We start from the raw sequence: 16,404 nt of genomic DNA, 5'->3' as shown, positions 1-16,404 counted from the left end.
AAAACAAGTTGGTCTTGTGCCAACTTGTTTTTTAATGTATACTAGAGGAAAAAATTCGGAGGTACATTAGATGATGATTAAACCACTGGAAACGAAAAGTGAAATGCTAGGTAAGGCCTATGTTCATTGGAAATCGTGGCAGGAAGCCTATGGTGACTTGTTACCTCAGGAATTTTTAAAGAATACTTACACCTTAGAACGCTGTCAAGACTGGGCGGTTCGGTATCCTCAGAATATCCTGATAGCTGTGATGGATGATAAGGTGGTTGGCTTTGCCTGTTACGGCTCGTCTAGTCAGGAGGATTTGCAAGGGGCAGGGGAGCTCTACGCCCTCTATGTCTTGGCGGACTATTATGATCAGAAGATAGGCTACCAGCTCATGCAGGCAGCTTTGGAAAAATTGCAGAGCTACGAAACCGTTACTCTCTGGGTATTGGAGGGGAATGCGCGTGCCATTGCCTTCTATGAAAAAGTGGGCTTCCGATTTGATGGTGTCAAAAAAACGGTCAATTTAGGTGCAGAACGTACAGAATATAGAATGGTTTTTAAACAGAAAGAGAGAAAAAATGGCTAGAAAAGAAATGGTCACTTTGACTAACATGTGTCTAATCGAAGATAAGGAAGGGGAGGTCGTTGTACAGATTCGAGATCCCAAGCGTTATCGTTGGTCTGGTGTTGCCTTTCCAGGTGGACATATTGAAGAAGGCGAGAATTTCCATGATTCGGTTGTTCGTGAGGTCTTTGAGGAGACTGGCTTGACGATTGGAAATGCACGATTAGTCGGAATAAAGCATTGGCCGGACAAGGAAGGGCATCGTTACATTGTATTTCTCTATAAGGCAACAGAGTTTACAGGAGCTATCCGATCAACTGAAGAAGGTGAGGTGCGTTGGGTCGAGAAGTCGGACCTGCCTCAGATGGATTTGGCCTATGATTTGCTAGAAATACTGAAAGTCATGGATGAGCCAGATTTGTCTGAGTTCTTTTATACTAGAAAAAATGAAGATGGAGAGTGGGATAAGAATTTTAGGTAGAAGCTAGAAATAGCTTCTTTTTTACGTTATTTGAATAAAAATACAATAAACAAGTTGATAAATGTATAAAATGACATAAATTGTTTTTATCTTTCAAAAAAGGAGAAATAATATGCATTTTACTACAATGAAAGTCCGATGTTTTATATAAAAAACGGTATAAGTATGCACAGGATTATTTTAAAGGAGAATATGATGATGAAAAAATATATTATGACGGGATTGGTTTTGTTGGCAACAGTAGGTCTAAGTGCTTGTAGTGGAAATGCTACTCAAGAAGATACTTCTTTGAAGGATGTTCAGGAAAAGGGAAAACTAATTGTTGCATTGAATCCAGAATTTCCACCATTTGAGTTTAGAACACTGGTTGATGGCAAAGATACAATCGTTGGAGCTGACATTGAGCTTGCAAAAGCCATTGGTCAAGAATTGGGGGTAGAAGTCGAATTTTCAGCGATGAGTTTTGATAATGTTTTGAACAATGTCCAGTCAGGGCAATCGGATATTGCCATTTCAGGAATTTCAGTCACTGAAGAGCGTGCAAAAGTGTATGATTTTTCCATTCCTTACTACACCTCAACCAATAAAGTTATAATAAATAAAGAGGATCTTGCACAATATACATCGCTTGATTCTCTAGCTGAGGTAAATATAGGAGCACAAAAAGGTTCTATTCAAGAACAAATTGTTAAAGAACAGCTTCCGTCTTCCACGGTTATTGCTCTAGCTTCGAACGGCGAGCTGATTAATCAATTAAAATCACAGAAGGTAGAAGCAGTTATTTTTGAAGAGCCGATTGCGAAAGCCTATGTTGCCAAAAATGATGACTTGGTTATTTTGGATACTGAGATAAAAAGTAGCTATTCAGATGCCTATGCTATTGCCTTGCCAAAAGGAAGTACAGCTTTAAAGGAAAAAGTTGACTCTGTCATTACAAAACTAGTGGAATCTGGACAGATGGATCAATTTGTTCAAGAAGCCTATGAATTATCCATTGCTAACAATTAAATTTTATACATTTAAAGTGAATAAAAATAATATTTTCTTGACAAATGTATAAAAATGAATTAAAATGAGAATACATTCTGAAAAACTGCAAGAAAATACAATGAAAATCAATAAGCTTGTGTTTTTTAGAATAAGTATTTTATTAAAATAAAGAGAAGGTATTTAAGAAATATGAAAAAAATCTTGGCATTAGCAGCAACAGTTTTAGCAGGACTGACATTGGCAGCTTGTTCTTCGACGTCATCACAATCCGCATTAGATAAAATTAAAGAAAAAGGTACATTGGTAGTGGCAACTAGTCCAGACTATGCTCCATTCGAGTTTCAGGCACTAGTTGATGGAAAGAATGAAGTTGTTGGTGCAGATATTATGCTGGCTCAAAAAATAGCCGACGAACTTGGGGTTAAGCTTGAAGTTTCAGCAATGAGTTTTGACAATGTATTGTCTAGCGTTCAAAATGGCAAAGCTGATATTGCAATTGCTGGTCTATCTTATTCGGAAGATCGTGCAAAAGTTTTTGATTTCTCTGAAAGTTACTATCAAATTTCTGATGTATTACTTATCAAAAAAGATAGCGCCAATTCACTCACTTCAATTGATGCTATGAGCGGGAAAACTCTCGCGGTACAAAAGGGTTCAACACAAGAATCCTACGCACAGGAAAACATTAGTCAAGCTAACCTAATTTCTTTAACCTTGATGGGTGAAGCTGTAAATGAGCTCAAATCAGGAAAAGTTGATGCTATTTTAATGGATTCTCCAGTTGCTGCTGGTTATGTTTCACAGAATTCAGATTTAGCCGTTGCATCCGTTGAATTTCCAACGATTGATGAGAATTCGAAAGTCATTGCTTTGCCAAAAGGTAGTACAGAACTAAAAACTGCGATAGACAAGGTTATCGCAGAAGTAAAAGCAAGTGGTGAGTTTGATACTTTCCTTGAGAAGGCTGCAACATATACAAGTGTCGAATAAGAGAAATGAACAATCATCGGAAACGATGGTTGTTTTTGCATGCAAAAAAGAATGGAGTAAGTGAGCCACACCCCAAAAGTTAGACAGAAAATTTGGGTCGGTTCAATACTCCATTTTTTACAGATAATTATTTCACACGCTCTAGATAAAAACTGGTCAAACGTGGTACAGTAATTCTGGCTCCATTTTCATCGGGATAGAGGCTAAATGTGTCCATTGGAATAGCATTAGATGAGAAGACAAGTTTATATTCGCTGTCAGCTGGCAAATCTAAGTGTACATCAAATAGTTCTTGATCATTAAAGTTATGAATAGTCAAGATTTCTTGCACATCACTAGTGCGAGAAAAAGCATACAGACTTGCTTCTTCATCTATTTTTACCCAATTAAATCCTTTTTCATAGGCTTGGTAGTCATATTTCCAGAAAGCATCATGTTCTTTATAGAAAGTAGATAGTGTTTTCATCATTTGATAGAAAGAATGGTGGATTGGAAATTGTAGCAGTCCCCAGTCCATTTCTGTATATTCGTGCCATTCACGGATGTGACCCCATTCATTTCCCATGAAGAGTAATTTCTTTCCAGGATGGGCAAAGTAAAAGCTGTAGTAGACTCGAGCCAGATGGAACTTATCTTCGTAGTCGCCATTCATCTTCTCGATAATGGAGTGCTTCCCATGAACAACTTCGTCGTGCGAAAGTGGTAGTAAGAATTGCTCGTTTTGGTTATAGTACATACCAAAAGTGATTTCATTTGAGTGATATTTTCGATAAATAGCAGGGCGTTCCACGAATTTTAGTGTATCATTCATCCAGCCCAGGTCCCATTTCATATCAAATCCAATACCGCCATTTTCTAGAGAATGTGTGACTTTAGGGAAGCTTGAAGAGTCTTCAGCAATCATCAGGACTCCCTTATAGTCGGTATGGACCATGGCATTGACACGTTTGATAAAGTCAATTGCGGCATGATTTATCTTATCCTCATCTGTTTCACCACGCCAATAGAGGAGATAAGATAGTGCATCAACACGGATGCCATCAAAATGGAAATATTCCAACCAGTATTTTAAATTAGAAAGAAGGAAAGAACGAGTCAGTCCTTTTCCAAGGTCAAAATTAGCAGTCCCCCACTGGTGATTTTCACGGTCTTGTTCGTAGGAGTATTCGTATAGCCAACTACCATCAAACTGGTAGAGCCCATGAGCATCTTTACAGAAATGAAGTGGTACCCAGTCAAGAATCACTCCGATTCCTGCTTGGTGACATTGGTCAACTAAATACTTAAGTTCATCTGGCTTGCCATAGCGACTAGTTGGACTGTAGTAGCCTGTTACCTGATAGCCCCAAGACGCATCGAGAGGATGCTCGGTAATTGGCAATAACTCAATATGTGTGTAGTTATTTTCCTTGATATGTTCGATGAGAAGTGGAGTGATTTCCTTATAACTATTGAAAGCTTCTACAGGAGCTCCTCCTTCATTTTTATTAGCAAATTTTTGCTTCCACGAACCTAAGTGCACCTCGTAGATGGATACTGGCTGTTCTTTAAAATCATAGTTAACACGATTATACATCCAGATGTCATCTTTGAATTTATAACGCGAATTGTAGGTTGTAGAGGCAGTGTCTGGACGAACTTGGCTGAAAAATGCATAAGGGTCAGCCTTATATATTTCACGCCCATCGTGTGTGATAATCAGGTATTTATAATCTTCAAGGGATTTTAATCCGTCTACATAAAGTTGAAATACTCCATCAATTTCACGCTCCATAGAGTGACTGCGTTGCCACTCGTTAAAGTTGCCAACTAAGAATACTTCTCTGGCATTTGGGGCATAGACACGAAATTGGGTTCCGATAATTTTGTTTCCTTCTTTTATAATATGAGCACCCATTTTTTCGTAAAGAGTGGTATGCTCACCAGTATTCATATAATATAAATCTAGGTCAGTAAATTCTGTCATAGCAATCTCCATTGCCGAAAAGGAGCGGACTAGGGTCCCACTCCGATTCAGTTTATTTTTTCATCTTATTTCCTAACCACTAATTTCACGGTAGAGCCAGATGTATTTCTCTGCCGAAGCTGTCCAACTAAAATCACGCTTCATAGCTTGTTCAACCATGGCATACCAGTCATCGGGACGGTCATAGTAGGTTTGAAGGGCTAAATCATAGACTTGTCGCATATTGTAAGCGTCACGCCCTCCAAAGCTAAAACCAGTTCCTTCCTTGGTAGACATATTGTATGATGCTACAGTATCAACCAAGCCACCTGTTTCACGCACTAGAGGGAGTGTTCCGTAGTGCATTGAAATCAACTGGCTAATGCCGCATGGTTCAAACATAGAAGGCATGAGGAAGAGATCACTTGCTGCATAAATTTGGTGGGCAAGTGGTTCATTGTAACCACGGTAGAATGCAAATTTATCAGGATAAGCATGTTTAAAGTGATTAAAGGCATTTTCAATGTCTTCCTCACCATTTCCTAAGATAACAAATTGGACATGGGCTTGAAGAAGATGGCCAAGTACCTCGGTCAAGAGGTAGAACCCTTTTTGCCATGTCAAACGAGAGACGATACCTATCAATAGGACATTCTCATCTTGTGGAAGGGCAAATTGTGCTTGCAGGGCCAGTTTATTAGCCTTTTTACTTTCAATCGTTTCAAGACTATAATTTCTCACAAGGTACTGGTCTGTTTGACTATCCCAACTGTCATAGTCGATACCATTGACAATACCAACCAAGTCATATTTGCGCAACTCTAGTACATGTTGCATGTTTTCGCCGAATTCTTCCGTTAGGATTTCGCGAGCATAAGTTTCAGAAACTGTAGTAACCTTGTCAGCGTATAGAATACCAAGCTTCATGAAGCTGATACATTCATCATGAAAACGTGCAATGCCATCCAAATAGTAGCTATAGTCCATGCCAAGCGCTGACCAAAGTGCTTGTTTGTGGAAAATACCTTGAAAAGCCAAGTTATGAATAGTGAATACATGCTTGATATTGCGGAATTCTTCGCGGTAGCTATAGAAAGTACGGCAAAGGAATGGAAGGGCAGCAGTGTGCCAGTCATGTGTGTGCATGACATCCGGGAAGAAATGAAGTGCTTCTAACAGACGACAAGTAGCATGTTGGAAATAGCCAAAACGCATGGCATCCTCGTCGTATCCATATAGTTCATCGCGTTCAAAGAAATCGCGGTGTTCAATAAAATAGAATGTTACTCCATCAACAACCTGACTGTAAACATTTGCCATAGATTGGATGTCGCCAGCCCGCACATCAAAACTTGATACGTAATCGAAATCAGAGTGATTGTTTACTGCAATTTTTTTGTAGAGTGGTAGAACGACTCGGACATCTAAACCTTGTTTCACCAATTCTTTTGGTAAAGAGCCAATAACATCAGCCAATCCGCCAGTCTTGATGAATGGAAGTCCCTCGGATGCTACAAAGAGAACAGATTTTTTTGTCATGTTAGCTCCTAAATGATTTGATGTGGTTTCAAGTATGAAGGCGAAGTTTCGCTTCCCTTGATGTCAATTGGGTGAATAATTTTAGTTGCTTTATCGATAATTGCATTTTCAATATTCGCCCCACTCTTGATTGTCACGCCATTGAGAATGATTGAGTTTTTGATAACAACACCTTCTTCAATGATAACATCGCGGTCAATGACTGAATTTTCGACTTGACCATTGATATTCGCTCCATTTGAAATTAGGCTACGTTTGACCTCTGCCAATGGACCATACAAACATGGTGAGCTATCACTTGTTTGGGTATGGATTGGCCAATCATGTTTGAAGAGGAGTTTGCGGGTATCTTGGTCAATCAATTCAATTTGAGTATTGAAGTAGGAAGCTGTCGTATTGATACATGCGACATAATCACGATGTGCATAGCCCATAATCTTGTACTGGTCAACTGTATCACGTAAAATATCTTTTAACCAGTAGAGAGACGATACTTTGTTAGCACGTTTAATCAAGTCGATAAATGTAGTCCGTTTCATAATGTAGGCTTCAAGGGAAACGGGACGGTTTTTATATTTACCGTGGTTTTCTTCAAAAGCTACGACACGACGGTCTTCACCAAATTTGAGAGTTTGGCAGCCGATGAAATTTTCTTTAGCATCTGAAACGTTTTTATAAAGAACGGTAATATCAGCATCCGTTGCAATATGGTCATCCATGACTTTTGAAAAATCCTGGCTATAGATGAAGTAAGATGGAGCAACTAGCACATAATCTTTTGTAGAATTTTCGATGTAGTGGATGTTTTCTGTGAAGGCATTAATATCGTGACGATAGACACTATTTGGGTCTGTTGCGCTATTGAGCAAGCGAAGGGTACCGCGTTTGCTGTTGATATTATAGTGTTTTCCTGTACCAACGTGCTGAATTGTTGAACGCATTTCGGCAGGCATGTATACTTGGAATTCTGTAATTCCAGAGTTTGACATATTGGATAGAGCAAAGTCAATTAGGCGATAACGACCTAAGAAACCGAAAGCTTGTACGCCACGGTGCTTCATCACGTCACCAAAATGTACGTTGTTTCCTTCAATATTTACAATTCCGAGAGTATTTCTTAGCATAGCAGTCCTTTCTTACTTGGTTACATTCTTGTCGATCAAGAGGATATGGTCGATGTCTCCTGTGAGTTTAACTCCGTCGGCAATTTTAATATTTTCAGCGACGATGACGTAGTCAAGTTCAACACCTTCGCCGATAATAGCACCAGGTAGGATGACAGAATTTTTTACTACGGCATTTTGGTTGACTTGCACATCTGTTGAAATAACAGAATGTTCTACAGTACCATCGATGATTGCCCCTTTATCAATATAGGCAGATTTAACCGTTGCAGTTGCACCGATCACCTGAGCAGGTGAGCCCTTGTCTTCTGAGTAGATTCTCCATGAGCGGTCAGAAAGGTCCAAATCTCCAGCGTGATCAATCAAGTCCATATTGGATTCCCAGAGGCTGTTAACGGTACCTACGTCTTTCCAATAACCACGGAATGGATGGGCAATGAGAGTGCGGCCATCTTCTAAGTATTTCGGAATGATGTCGTGCCCAAAATCGTGAGATGAAGTGTCCAATTTGTCATCTTCTTGAAGGTACTTTTTCAAGGTCTTCCAAGTGAAGATATAGATACCCATTGATGCTAAATTGCTCTTAGGATTTTCTGGTTTTTCTTCAAATTCTTCAATACGGTAATCTTCGTCCGTATTCATGATACCAAAACGTGAAGCTTCTTTGATCGGAACTTCGATAACCGCAATCGTGGCATCTGCTTTTTTCTGAATATGTGTATCAAGGAGTTTGTCGTAGTTCATCTTATAGATGTGGTCACCAGACAAAATCAATACGTACTCTGGATCGTGAAGATCAATAAAATCAATGTTCTGTGTAATAGCGTCGGCTGTACCTTTGTAAAGTCCGAAACCTTCGATTTTTTCACTCGGTGGTAATACAAAGATGCCAGATCCTTGTACATCAAGTCCCCAACGTTGAGACTGTGCAACGTATGAGTTCAAGAGAACAGGCTCATACTGAGTCAAAACTCCGACAATATCAATACCTGAGTTGGCACAGTTACTGAGAGGAAAGTCAATAATGCGGTACTTTCCGCCAAATGCGACCGCTGGTTTGGCGACTTTTTTTGTCAACCCTTCTAGACGTGTTCCACGTCCACCAGCAAGAATCATAGCTAACATTTTATTTTGAGCCATCTAACCACTCCTTAATATATATGATACCCGTGGTGCTAGTTCATTTCAACATACAATAAAAAGCCCAAATGGACTATACTGTAAGTGACGAAACATACAGGAGGTTAGTCCAAATGAGCCACTTACAGTATACCGCTAAATCTCATCATTTGCAATGGAATGTACGCCAATTATCACAAATTTGTCATCACTTCTACCACAACTATTGCCCGGATTCCTTCAAACATCGGCGTAATGTTAGTTTAGCCAAAGTTTCAGATGAATCAATCCTTGTCTTGCTTTTGTTACAAGCAGAACTAGGCATAACATCACAACGCCATTTCTACACCATCTGCCACCTCTTCCCTTGCGGTCAGTTACTAGAAAGAAGTCGTTTCAATCGTCGGTCAAAACAATTGATTTGGCTCGTCCAATTAATCCGAAAAGCTATGAGTGAAATGCTTCCATCTGATAAACTAGCCATTATAGATAGTTTTCCTTTGCCACTTTGCCAACCTGTTCGCAATCACAGAGCAACCATTTTTAATGGATTAGCCGATATTGGCTACAACGCCTCTAAACATCTTTGGTTCTACGGCTTCAAGGTTCATATGCTGGTGACCTTATCTGGTTTTATTCTGAACTATGTTGTCACACCTGCCTCTGTCCATGATATCAAGGTGGTTTATGAGCTATTAGAGGGGTGTAAGCAATCGGTTATCCTAGGTGATTTAGGCTACCTGAGCAGTGAACTCAAGAAGGACTTAGAACAACAAGGTTACCATCTATGGACGCCATTTCGACAAAACATGACAGGGGCTGAAGAACATAACAATTGGAAAGTAATGACCATGAGACGAACTATTGAAACACGTTTTTCTGAACTGTGTCGTCTCTTTGACATCGAACATACATTAACTAGAGGGATAGCCGGACTACAGTTGCAAATTGAACAAATTATTCTAGCTCATAATTTACGCTATTTTGAAATGAACTAGCACCACGGGTATATGATACATGTATTATAGCATAGAGTATAAAAAAATGAAAGCGTTTCCTTAAAGAAAAGTGAATTATTTTCATTTTTCTTTTCAACGTCTTTCATAAATGTATCATAACATATTGTATTTTGTTTGTCTATATAAAGTGGTATTTATTTTTGGTCGAATTTTACCTCTTCAAGTAGGTAATTGATGAATTTTTCTCCCATGTCGGACAGCAATGCCTTTTCGTGTTGAATATAGACCAATTCGATTTCATCATCAAATTCCAGAGGAATTGATACAATATTATCTCCGTTAAGGTTTGAATTGAGGATACCTGTTGCGATTGTATAGCCATCTAGACCGATTAAGAGATTGAAGAGTGTGGCACGGTCAGATACGACAATCGATTTTTTATGGTGTTCCTGGGCTAGAATTTCTTCTGCAAAGTAGAAGGAGTTGTGAATACCTTGCTCATAGCTGAGATAGGGGAAATCTACCAAATCATCGAGAGTGATTGACTTTCTTTGTGCCAAAGGATTGGTTTTGCTGACAAATACATGTGGTTTGGCAGTGAAGAGAGTTGTATAGGATAGTCGATTGTCATCCAACAGTTTCAGCAGAACATCACGGTTGAAATGGTTGAGGAAAAGCACTCCGATTTCTGAGCGAAAATTCTTAACGTCATCAATGATTTCCCAGGTCCGTGTTTCACGTAGGAAGAGTTCATAATCTTCCATTTCAGTTTCTTTCAAAAGTGAGACAAAGGCGTTGACGACAAAGGCATAGTGTTGAGAAGAGACGCTAAATAGTTGGCGTTTTGCATTAGGATTTTTATAGCGATCTTCTAAAAGCTCTGTCTGTTCAACAATTTGACGAGCGTAGGAAAGAAACTCCATGCCATCCTTTGTCAGGGTAATGCCCTTAGAATTACGGAAAAAGATTTTAATTTTCATTTCTTTTTCCAGGTCTCGTACAGCGTTGGAAAGGCTGGGTTGGGTAATGAAGAGTTGTTTGGCAGCCTCATTCATACTGCCTGTTTCTGCAATTTTGATAATATAGTATAATTGTTGGATTCTCATACCTCTATTGTAACATGATTTGACAAATTATTCTAAAAAATGTATAATGCTGAAAATATATCCTTTAACTGAGTCCAGAGAGGCGAAGAAGGGAACGTGATAAATAGGGCAAATACTGCCTTCTTTTCGTGTAACCTTGCTAGCCAGCAAGGTTTTTTCTCTATATCGACTTTCTTGTTTTCTGTGTCATTGTTATATAGAATAGGAGAAAAGATGATTTTAAAAGAACAGATGTTACTGGTGGACCAAGTCCAACTAGCGCCACGAATTTTTGCTATGACCTTGCAGGGTGATATGGTCCAAGATATGAAAATGGGGCAATTTATCCATATTCGTGTGCCGGATGATTCCATGCTCTTGCGGAGACCAATATCTATTTCCGAGATTGATAGGAATAAGTCTCAATGTCGGATTATTTACCGAGTGGAAGGTCAAGGGACGGAAGTCTTTTCGAAAATGACTGTTGGGCAGTATTTGGATGTTATGGGACCGCTTGGGAAAGGGTTTGAAGTAGACTTTCTCAAAGAAGGTGACCGCATTCTCATCATTGGCGGAGGAATTGGTGTTCCTCCCTTGGTGGAAGTGGCGAAACAGGCGGCGAACCGTGGCGCCAAAGTCACGTCAGTCATTGGCTTTGCCACCAGAGAGGCCGTCATTTTGGAAGAGGAACTGGCAAGTTACGGGGTGGTCTATGTTACAACAGATGATGGTTCCTATGGGCGTAAGGGGAATGTCGCAACGGTCGTTGAAGAGCTGACAAACGAGTTTGCAGCCATTTACTCATGTGGGGCGCCAGCTATGATGAACTATGTTGACCAACGCTTTCAGGAACATCCTCATGCCTACATTTCACTGGAGGCTAGGATGGCTTGCGGGATGGGGGCGTGCTATGCCTGTGTTGTCAAACCCAAAGAGGGACAAGAACACGAGAACAAGCGTGTCTGCAAGGAAGGTCCAGTCTTTGCGACTGGTAGTCTGATTTTATAGGAGGTTGATATGACAAAACGATTAGCGATTTCCTTACCAGGCTTGGACTTGAAAAATCCCATCATTCCAGCCTCTGGTTGCTTCGGTTTTGGTCAGGAGTATGCAGATTATTATGACCTTAACCAGCTTGGCTCCATTATGATTAAGGCGACTACTCGTCATCCTCGTTATGGCAATGCGACTCCCCGTGTAGCCGAGACACCAGCAGGTATGCTCAATGCCATTGGACTTCAAAATCCGGGTGTTGAGGCGGTCTTATCCGAAAAATTACCATGGTTAGAGCAACATTTCCCAGATTTGCCCATCATTGCCAATGTGGCTGGTTTTTCCAATGAGGAATATGCCTATGTGTCAGGGAAAATTTCAAAGGCTCCAAACGTAAAAGCTATCGAGCTGAACATTTCCTGTCCCAATGTGGACCACGGAAATAATGGTCTCTTGATTGGACAGGTGCCAGAATTAGCCTATCAAGCAGTAAAAGCAGCAGTCGAAGCCTCATCTGTACCTGTTTACGTTAAGCTGACACCAAGTGTGGCAGACATAACCCTGTTGGCCAAGGCTGCTGAGGATGCTGGAGCGACTGGCTTGACGATGATAAATACCTTGGTTGGTATGCGATTCAATCTCAAAACTCGACAACCAATCTTGGCAAATGGTACAGGAGGAATGTCAGGTCCAGCAGTTTTTCCGGTTGCTCTCAAACTCATTCGTCAGGTTGCTCAGATGACTGATTTACCGATTATTGGTATGGGTGGTGTGGATACGGCGGACAAGGCTATAGAGATGATGGTTGCAGGAGCTTCAGCTGTAGGGGTAGGAACAGCCAACTTTACAGACCCATTTGCTTGTCCAAAGATTATTCAAGACTTGCCAAAACGCATGGAAGTTTATGGTATTGATAGTTTGGAAGGTTTACGCCGAGAAATCAGACATAGCTTGGGTAAGCGTTGACAAAGGTAAAATAAAAGAGTAATATAAAGAAAATATCTCCTTTAACTAAGTCCAGAGAGGCTAGGAAGGTGTCATGTAATATGCTTGAAAGGTGATTTTCAAGCTGAATTCGTGCACATCCCTGACCGATTTGGCAGGGATTTTTGTGTAAATGAAAGGATTTTATGAAAGAAACAAGACCAATTATTGCCCTTGACTTTGCAGGTAAAGAAGAAGTTCAGTCTTTTCTGGAACAGTTCCCACCAGATGAGAAACTCTATGTAAAGGTTGGAATGGAGTTGTATTATGCGGAGGGACCAGGTATTATCAATTATTTGAAAGACTGCGGTCACAGTATTTTTCTGGATTTGAAACTGCATGATATTCCTAATACCGTCGAGTCTGCTATGAAAGTCTTGGCAAAACTCGGTGTGGATATGACCAACGTTCACGCTGCTGGTGGTGTTGAGATGATGCGGGCAGCACGAAGGGGATTGGGTAAGGATGCTGTTTTAATAGCGGTCACTCAGTTGACCTCTACCTCAGAAGAGCAGATGAGGACGGACCAGAATATACAGACTAGTTTGCAGGAAGCAGTTGTTCATTATGCTCAAAGAGCACAAGAAGCTGGTCTTGATGGGGTGGTTTGTTCAGCTCATGAGGTGGCTTTGATTAAAGATGCTACAAGTTCTGATTTTGTGTGCCTGACGCCAGGGATTCGTCCGACTGGCGGTGAAGTAGGCGATCAGAAACGAGTTATGACACCAGCAGATGCTGCTCGAATCGGTAGTGATTACATTGTGGTAGGTCGCCCGATTACAAAATCAGAACATCCTTACCAGACCTATTTGTCTATTAAAGAGGAGTGGAATCGTGGATAAGGTTTATCAGGTTATAATCGATAGACCTATCGGGTATATTGATAAATTTGGCAACCAGTATCCAATCAATTACGGCTATGTTCCAAATCTATTGGCTGGAGATGGTGAAGAGCAAGATGTTTACATCATTTCCAAAGCTGTTCGGCAGCCCTTGACAGCTTTCGAGGGGAAATTGGTCGCGATTATACATCGCAGAGATGATGTCGAGGATAAATGGGTTCTGACAGGTCTTGATGAAAAACTTACCGTGACAGAAATAAAAAAGAAAACCAATTTCATTGAACAGTATTTTGATTCATGGATTGAAATGGTGGACTAGGAGAAGTCTGTAAGAATTCAACAGGGATAAATATAGTTTTTTGTAGGGTTCATAGATTGAACCAATACTTTAGGAGTGACAGGCTATTCGGCGGGATGGTCATGTTGGAATGGTACGCATTTAGAAGGAGGTCTATTATGACACTAGCAACAGAAATCGCATCACACTTATTGGATATTAAGGCAGTTCATCTGCGTCCTGAAAAGCCATTTACATGGGCATCAGGTATCAAATCACCTATCTATACAGATAATCGTATTACACTATCTTATCCTGAAACTCGAAATCTGATTGAAGATGGCTTTGTTCAACGAATTGAAGAGGAATTTCCTGAGGTTGAGGTGATTGCCGGAACTGCCACAGCAGGTATTCCTCATGGTGCTATCATTGCAGATCGGATGAATTTGCCATTTGCTTATATCCGTAGCAAACCAAAAGACCATGGTGCAGGGAATCAATTAGAGGGTCGCATCGTCAAGGGACAAAAAATGGTTGTCGTTGAAGACCTGATTTCTACTGGAGGGTCAGTACTTGATGCCGTAGCAGCAGCTGAGCGTGAAGGCGCTGACGTTATTGGTGTTGTGGCAATCTTTACCTATGAATTGCCAAAGGCAGATCGTAATTTTGATAATGCTGGCGTGAAATTGGTGACGCTTAGCAATTATTCAGAGTTAATCAAGGTCGCAAAAGTACAGGGATATATCAATGCAGATGGTTTGAATCTGCTTAAAAAGTTCCGTCAAAATCAAGAAACTTGGCAGGAAGACTAGATTTAAAACGAGTTCACGCACGATTTCTGGGAACTTATCCTGTAAAATGGTATAATAGTCTCTAACGTATTTTGAGAATACAATAATTGACCGTATGAGGAGAAAAACATGATTTCAGTTATCGTGCCTTGTTTTAATGAAGAAGAGGCAATTCCCTATTTTTACGATGCTATGGAAAAAGTTCGTAAGGAGATGGGGGAACAATTTGAGTATATTTTTGTCAATGATGGTTCAAAGGATAGGACATTAACGGTTTTACGCCAATTGTCTGGTCAAGACCGAGCTGTTCGCTATCTTTCTTTTTCAAGGAATTTCGGGAAAGAAGCTGCTCTTTATGCAGGTCTACAAGCTGCGCAAGGTGAGCTAGTGACTGTTATGGATGTTGATTTGCAAGATCCACCTGAAATGTTGATGGAAATGAAGGCTATGTTGGATGGAAATCCAGATTTAGATTGCGTTGGAACCCGTCGTGTCAGTCGTGATGGTGAACCTCCTATTCGTAGCTTTTTTGCAAAATTATTCTACAAATTGATGAATAAAATCAGCCAGGTCGAGGTAGTAGACGGTGCCCGTGATTTCCGTCTCATGCGTCGTCACATGGTAGATGCCATTCTATCTGTGTCTGAATACAATCGCTTTTCAAAAGGAATTTTTGCTTGGGTAGGATTCGAAACAGAATACTTGCCCTATGAAAATGTTGAGAGGGTCGCTGGCGAAACTAGTTGGTCTTTCTGGAAATTGCTTTCTTATTCTATTGAAGGAATCATCAATTTTTCAGATACACCTTTGAATATTGCCTCCTATACAGGTTTCTTCACCTTCCTATTGTCGCTAGTTCTAATGGTTTTTGTGGTTTTCAAAACCTTGGTGTTCGGAGATCCTACAATTGGCTGGCCGTCGACTATTTGTATCATCCTATTTTTGGGAGGTCTGCAGTTGATGACCATTGGTATTCTCGGTAAATATTTGGCAAAAGTTTTCTTGGAAACGAAGAAACGTCCGATTTATATTGTTAAAGAGAAAAGTTCAAACTAGGAGCAGTTTATGGAATATTCAGCTTGGCACGAATTGATAAAGGCACAGTTGCCAGAGCATTATTTTGGTAAAATCAATCAGTTTTTAGATCATGTTTATGTTGGTGGAACCATTTATCCGCCTCGTGAGAAGGTATTTGCTGCCATTCAAACAACGGATTTGGAAGAGGTTAAAGTAGTTATTTTGGGACAGGATCCCTATCATGGACCTGGTCAGGCACAGGGCTTGTCATTTTCTGTTCCGAACTCGGTACCAGCTCCGCCATCTCTTCAAAACATCTTAAAAGAATTGACGGATGATATTGGCGTCAAGCAAGATCATGATTTGACAGCATGGGCGGAACAAGGTGTGCTTTTGCTCAATGCTTGTTTAACTGTTCCAGCAGGTCAGGCAAATGGACATGCGGGGCAAATCTGGGAGCCTTTTACGGACGCTGTTATTAAGGTGGTCAATAGCTTAGACCAGCCTGTTGTCTATATTCTTTGGGGTGCTTATGCTCGCAAGAAAAAGGCGTTGATAACCAATCCAAAACATCTGGTTATCGAATCTGCTCATCCAAGCCCTCTTTCAGCCTATCGAGGTTTCTTTGGAAGCAAGCCCTTCTCACAAGCAAATGCTTACTTGACTTCACAAGGCAGAACAGGAATTGATTGGCTGCGATAGTAGATGGTAATGG

At 40.4% G+C, this 16,404-nt stretch carries 17 protein-coding genes; 12 read left to right on the top strand and 5 right to left on the bottom strand.

Going from position 1 to position 16,404, the window contains the following annotated elements; translation table 11 throughout:
• The first annotated feature begins 70 nt into the window (after nucleotides 1-70).
• The 4 genes from ODU37_RS00280 (at nucleotide 71) to ODU37_RS00265 (ending at nucleotide 3,014) form a co-directional block, all read left to right on the top strand.
• Complete coding sequence (locus ODU37_RS00280) at nucleotides 71-574, top strand: GNAT family N-acetyltransferase (RefSeq protein WP_161950684.1); 504 nt, start codon at nucleotides 71-73, stop codon at nucleotides 572-574.
• A complete protein-coding gene (locus ODU37_RS00275; protein ID WP_105158896.1) occupies nucleotides 567-1,034 on the top strand; it encodes an 8-oxo-dGTP diphosphatase in 468 nt (155 codons plus the stop codon). The genes ODU37_RS00280 and ODU37_RS00275 overlap by 8 nt, the downstream gene beginning before the upstream one ends.
• Before the next feature lie 198 nt (nucleotides 1,035-1,232).
• Nucleotides 1,233-2,042, top strand: a complete 810-nt coding sequence (locus ODU37_RS00270) for a transporter substrate-binding domain-containing protein (protein ID WP_398580399.1) — start codon at nucleotides 1,233-1,235, stop codon at nucleotides 2,040-2,042.
• Between the two features lie 171 nt (nucleotides 2,043-2,213).
• Nucleotides 2,214-3,014, top strand: a complete 801-nt coding sequence (locus tag ODU37_RS00265) for a transporter substrate-binding domain-containing protein (protein ID WP_105184230.1) — start codon at nucleotides 2,214-2,216, stop codon at nucleotides 3,012-3,014.
• A gap of 127 nt (nucleotides 3,015-3,141) precedes the next feature.
• Here the strand turns inward: ODU37_RS00265 and glgB are convergent, their stop codons facing one another.
• From glgB to ODU37_RS00245, 4 genes are all read right to left on the bottom strand, one after another.
• Nucleotides 3,142-4,980, bottom strand: coding sequence for a 1,4-alpha-glucan branching protein GlgB (glgB, locus tag ODU37_RS00260; protein WP_249562100.1), 1,839 nt, complete (start codon nucleotides 4,978-4,980; stop codon nucleotides 3,142-3,144).
• Nucleotides 4,981-5,052: 72 nt separating this feature from the next.
• Nucleotides 5,053-6,498, bottom strand: a complete 1,446-nt coding sequence (gene glgA, locus ODU37_RS00255; protein ID WP_249562099.1) for a glycogen synthase GlgA — start codon at nucleotides 6,496-6,498, stop codon at nucleotides 5,053-5,055.
• An 8-nt stretch (nucleotides 6,499-6,506) separates the two neighbouring features.
• A complete protein-coding gene (glgD, locus tag ODU37_RS00250) occupies nucleotides 6,507-7,622 on the bottom strand; it encodes a glucose-1-phosphate adenylyltransferase subunit GlgD (protein ID WP_011922501.1) in 1,116 nt (371 codons plus the stop codon).
• Nucleotides 7,623-7,634: 12 nt separating this feature from the next.
• Nucleotides 7,635-8,762 carry a glucose-1-phosphate adenylyltransferase gene (locus tag ODU37_RS00245; RefSeq protein ID WP_105156187.1) on the bottom strand — a complete coding sequence of 376 codons (1,128 nt, stop codon included), beginning with the start codon at nucleotides 8,760-8,762 and terminating at the stop codon, nucleotides 7,635-7,637.
• Between the two features lie 113 nt (nucleotides 8,763-8,875).
• Between ODU37_RS00245 and ODU37_RS00240 the strand changes: the two genes are divergently transcribed.
• The gene (locus tag ODU37_RS00240; protein ID WP_398580392.1) at nucleotides 8,876-9,739 is read left to right on the top strand and encodes an IS982 family transposase; all 864 of its coding nucleotides are present in this window, start codon (nucleotides 8,876-8,878) and stop codon (nucleotides 9,737-9,739) included.
• Between the two features lie 155 nt (nucleotides 9,740-9,894).
• Here ODU37_RS00240 and ODU37_RS00235 read toward each other — a convergent pair whose 3' ends face one another.
• Entirely contained in the window at nucleotides 9,895-10,806 is a 912-nt protein-coding gene (locus tag ODU37_RS00235) for a LysR family transcriptional regulator (protein WP_012775137.1), read from the bottom strand.
• Nucleotides 10,807-10,980: 174 nt separating this feature from the next.
• Here ODU37_RS00235 and ODU37_RS00230 point away from each other — a divergent pair, with 174 nt between their 5' ends.
• The 7 genes from ODU37_RS00230 to ODU37_RS00200 all read left to right on the top strand — a co-directional run bounded on the left by ODU37_RS00230 (nucleotide 10,981) and on the right by ODU37_RS00200 (nucleotide 16,391).
• Nucleotides 10,981-11,793: a dihydroorotate dehydrogenase electron transfer subunit gene (locus ODU37_RS00230; RefSeq protein WP_398580398.1), complete on the top strand. Its 813-nt coding sequence runs from the start codon at nucleotides 10,981-10,983 to the stop codon at nucleotides 11,791-11,793.
• A 9-nt stretch (nucleotides 11,794-11,802) separates the two neighbouring features.
• Nucleotides 11,803-12,744 (top strand): dihydroorotate dehydrogenase, encoded by a 942-nt coding sequence (locus ODU37_RS00225; protein ID WP_024385739.1) that lies wholly within the window; start codon nucleotides 11,803-11,805, stop codon nucleotides 12,742-12,744.
• A gap of 164 nt (nucleotides 12,745-12,908) precedes the next feature.
• Nucleotides 12,909-13,604 (top strand): orotidine-5'-phosphate decarboxylase, encoded by a 696-nt coding sequence (gene pyrF / locus ODU37_RS00220; protein WP_011922496.1) that lies wholly within the window; start codon nucleotides 12,909-12,911, stop codon nucleotides 13,602-13,604.
• A complete protein-coding gene (locus ODU37_RS00215) occupies nucleotides 13,597-13,923 on the top strand; it encodes an inorganic diphosphatase (RefSeq protein WP_029998742.1) in 327 nt (108 codons plus the stop codon). Before pyrF ends, ODU37_RS00215 begins: the two co-directional genes overlap by 8 nt.
• Nucleotides 13,924-14,060: 137 nt before the next feature.
• Nucleotides 14,061-14,693, top strand: a complete 633-nt coding sequence (pyrE, locus tag ODU37_RS00210; protein WP_014637891.1) for an orotate phosphoribosyltransferase — start codon at nucleotides 14,061-14,063, stop codon at nucleotides 14,691-14,693.
• A gap of 108 nt (nucleotides 14,694-14,801) precedes the next feature.
• Nucleotides 14,802-15,728 (top strand): glycosyltransferase family 2 protein, encoded by a 927-nt coding sequence (locus ODU37_RS00205; protein ID WP_013730366.1) that lies wholly within the window; start codon nucleotides 14,802-14,804, stop codon nucleotides 15,726-15,728.
• Between the two features lie 9 nt (nucleotides 15,729-15,737).
• On the top strand, nucleotides 15,738-16,391 hold the full coding sequence (locus ODU37_RS00200; protein ID WP_249562096.1) for a uracil-DNA glycosylase: 654 nt from the start codon (nucleotides 15,738-15,740) through the stop codon (nucleotides 16,389-16,391).
• The last annotated feature ends 13 nt before the right edge of the window (nucleotides 16,392-16,404 follow it).

It is taken from the genome of Streptococcus sp. 2021WUSS109, assembly GCF_044427305.1.
Classification (GTDB): Bacteria; Bacillota; Bacilli; order Lactobacillales; family Streptococcaceae; genus Streptococcus; species Streptococcus suis.
This window is presented reverse-complemented; position numbering and strand designations above follow the sequence as displayed.

Excerpts from the sequence above, each read along its gene's own strand:
- ODU37_RS00225 (WP_024385739.1), top strand. The coding sequence starts at position 11,803 with ATGACAAAACGATTAGCGATTTCCTTACCAGGCTTGGACTTGAAAAAT.
- pyrE (WP_014637891.1), top strand. The coding sequence starts at position 14,061 with ATGACACTAGCAACAGAAATCGCATCACACTTATTGGATATTAAGGCA.
- ODU37_RS00265 (WP_105184230.1), top strand. The coding sequence starts at position 2,214 with ATGAAAAAAATCTTGGCATTAGCAGCAACAGTTTTAGCAGGACTGACA.
- ODU37_RS00235 (WP_012775137.1), bottom strand. The coding sequence starts at position 10,806 with ATGAGAATCCAACAATTATACTATATTATCAAAATTGCAGAAACAGGC.
- glgB (WP_249562100.1), bottom strand. The coding sequence starts at position 4,980 with ATGACAGAATTTACTGACCTAGATTTATATTATATGAATACTGGTGAG.
- ODU37_RS00280 (WP_161950684.1), top strand. The coding sequence starts at position 71 with ATGATGATTAAACCACTGGAAACGAAAAGTGAAATGCTAGGTAAGGCC.
- glgA (WP_249562099.1), bottom strand. The coding sequence starts at position 6,498 with ATGACAAAAAAATCTGTTCTCTTTGTAGCATCCGAGGGACTTCCATTC.
- glgD (WP_011922501.1), bottom strand. The coding sequence starts at position 7,622 with ATGCTAAGAAATACTCTCGGAATTGTAAATATTGAAGGAAACAACGTA.
- ODU37_RS00245 (WP_105156187.1), bottom strand. The coding sequence starts at position 8,762 with ATGGCTCAAAATAAAATGTTAGCTATGATTCTTGCTGGTGGACGTGGA.
- ODU37_RS00275 (WP_105158896.1), top strand. The coding sequence starts at position 567 with ATGGCTAGAAAAGAAATGGTCACTTTGACTAACATGTGTCTAATCGAA.
- pyrF (WP_011922496.1), top strand. The coding sequence starts at position 12,909 with ATGAAAGAAACAAGACCAATTATTGCCCTTGACTTTGCAGGTAAAGAA.
- ODU37_RS00240 (WP_398580392.1), top strand. The coding sequence starts at position 8,876 with ATGAGCCACTTACAGTATACCGCTAAATCTCATCATTTGCAATGGAAT.
- ODU37_RS00205 (WP_013730366.1), top strand. The coding sequence starts at position 14,802 with ATGATTTCAGTTATCGTGCCTTGTTTTAATGAAGAAGAGGCAATTCCC.
- ODU37_RS00270 (WP_398580399.1), top strand. The coding sequence starts at position 1,233 with ATGAAAAAATATATTATGACGGGATTGGTTTTGTTGGCAACAGTAGGT.
- ODU37_RS00200 (WP_249562096.1), top strand. The coding sequence starts at position 15,738 with ATGGAATATTCAGCTTGGCACGAATTGATAAAGGCACAGTTGCCAGAG.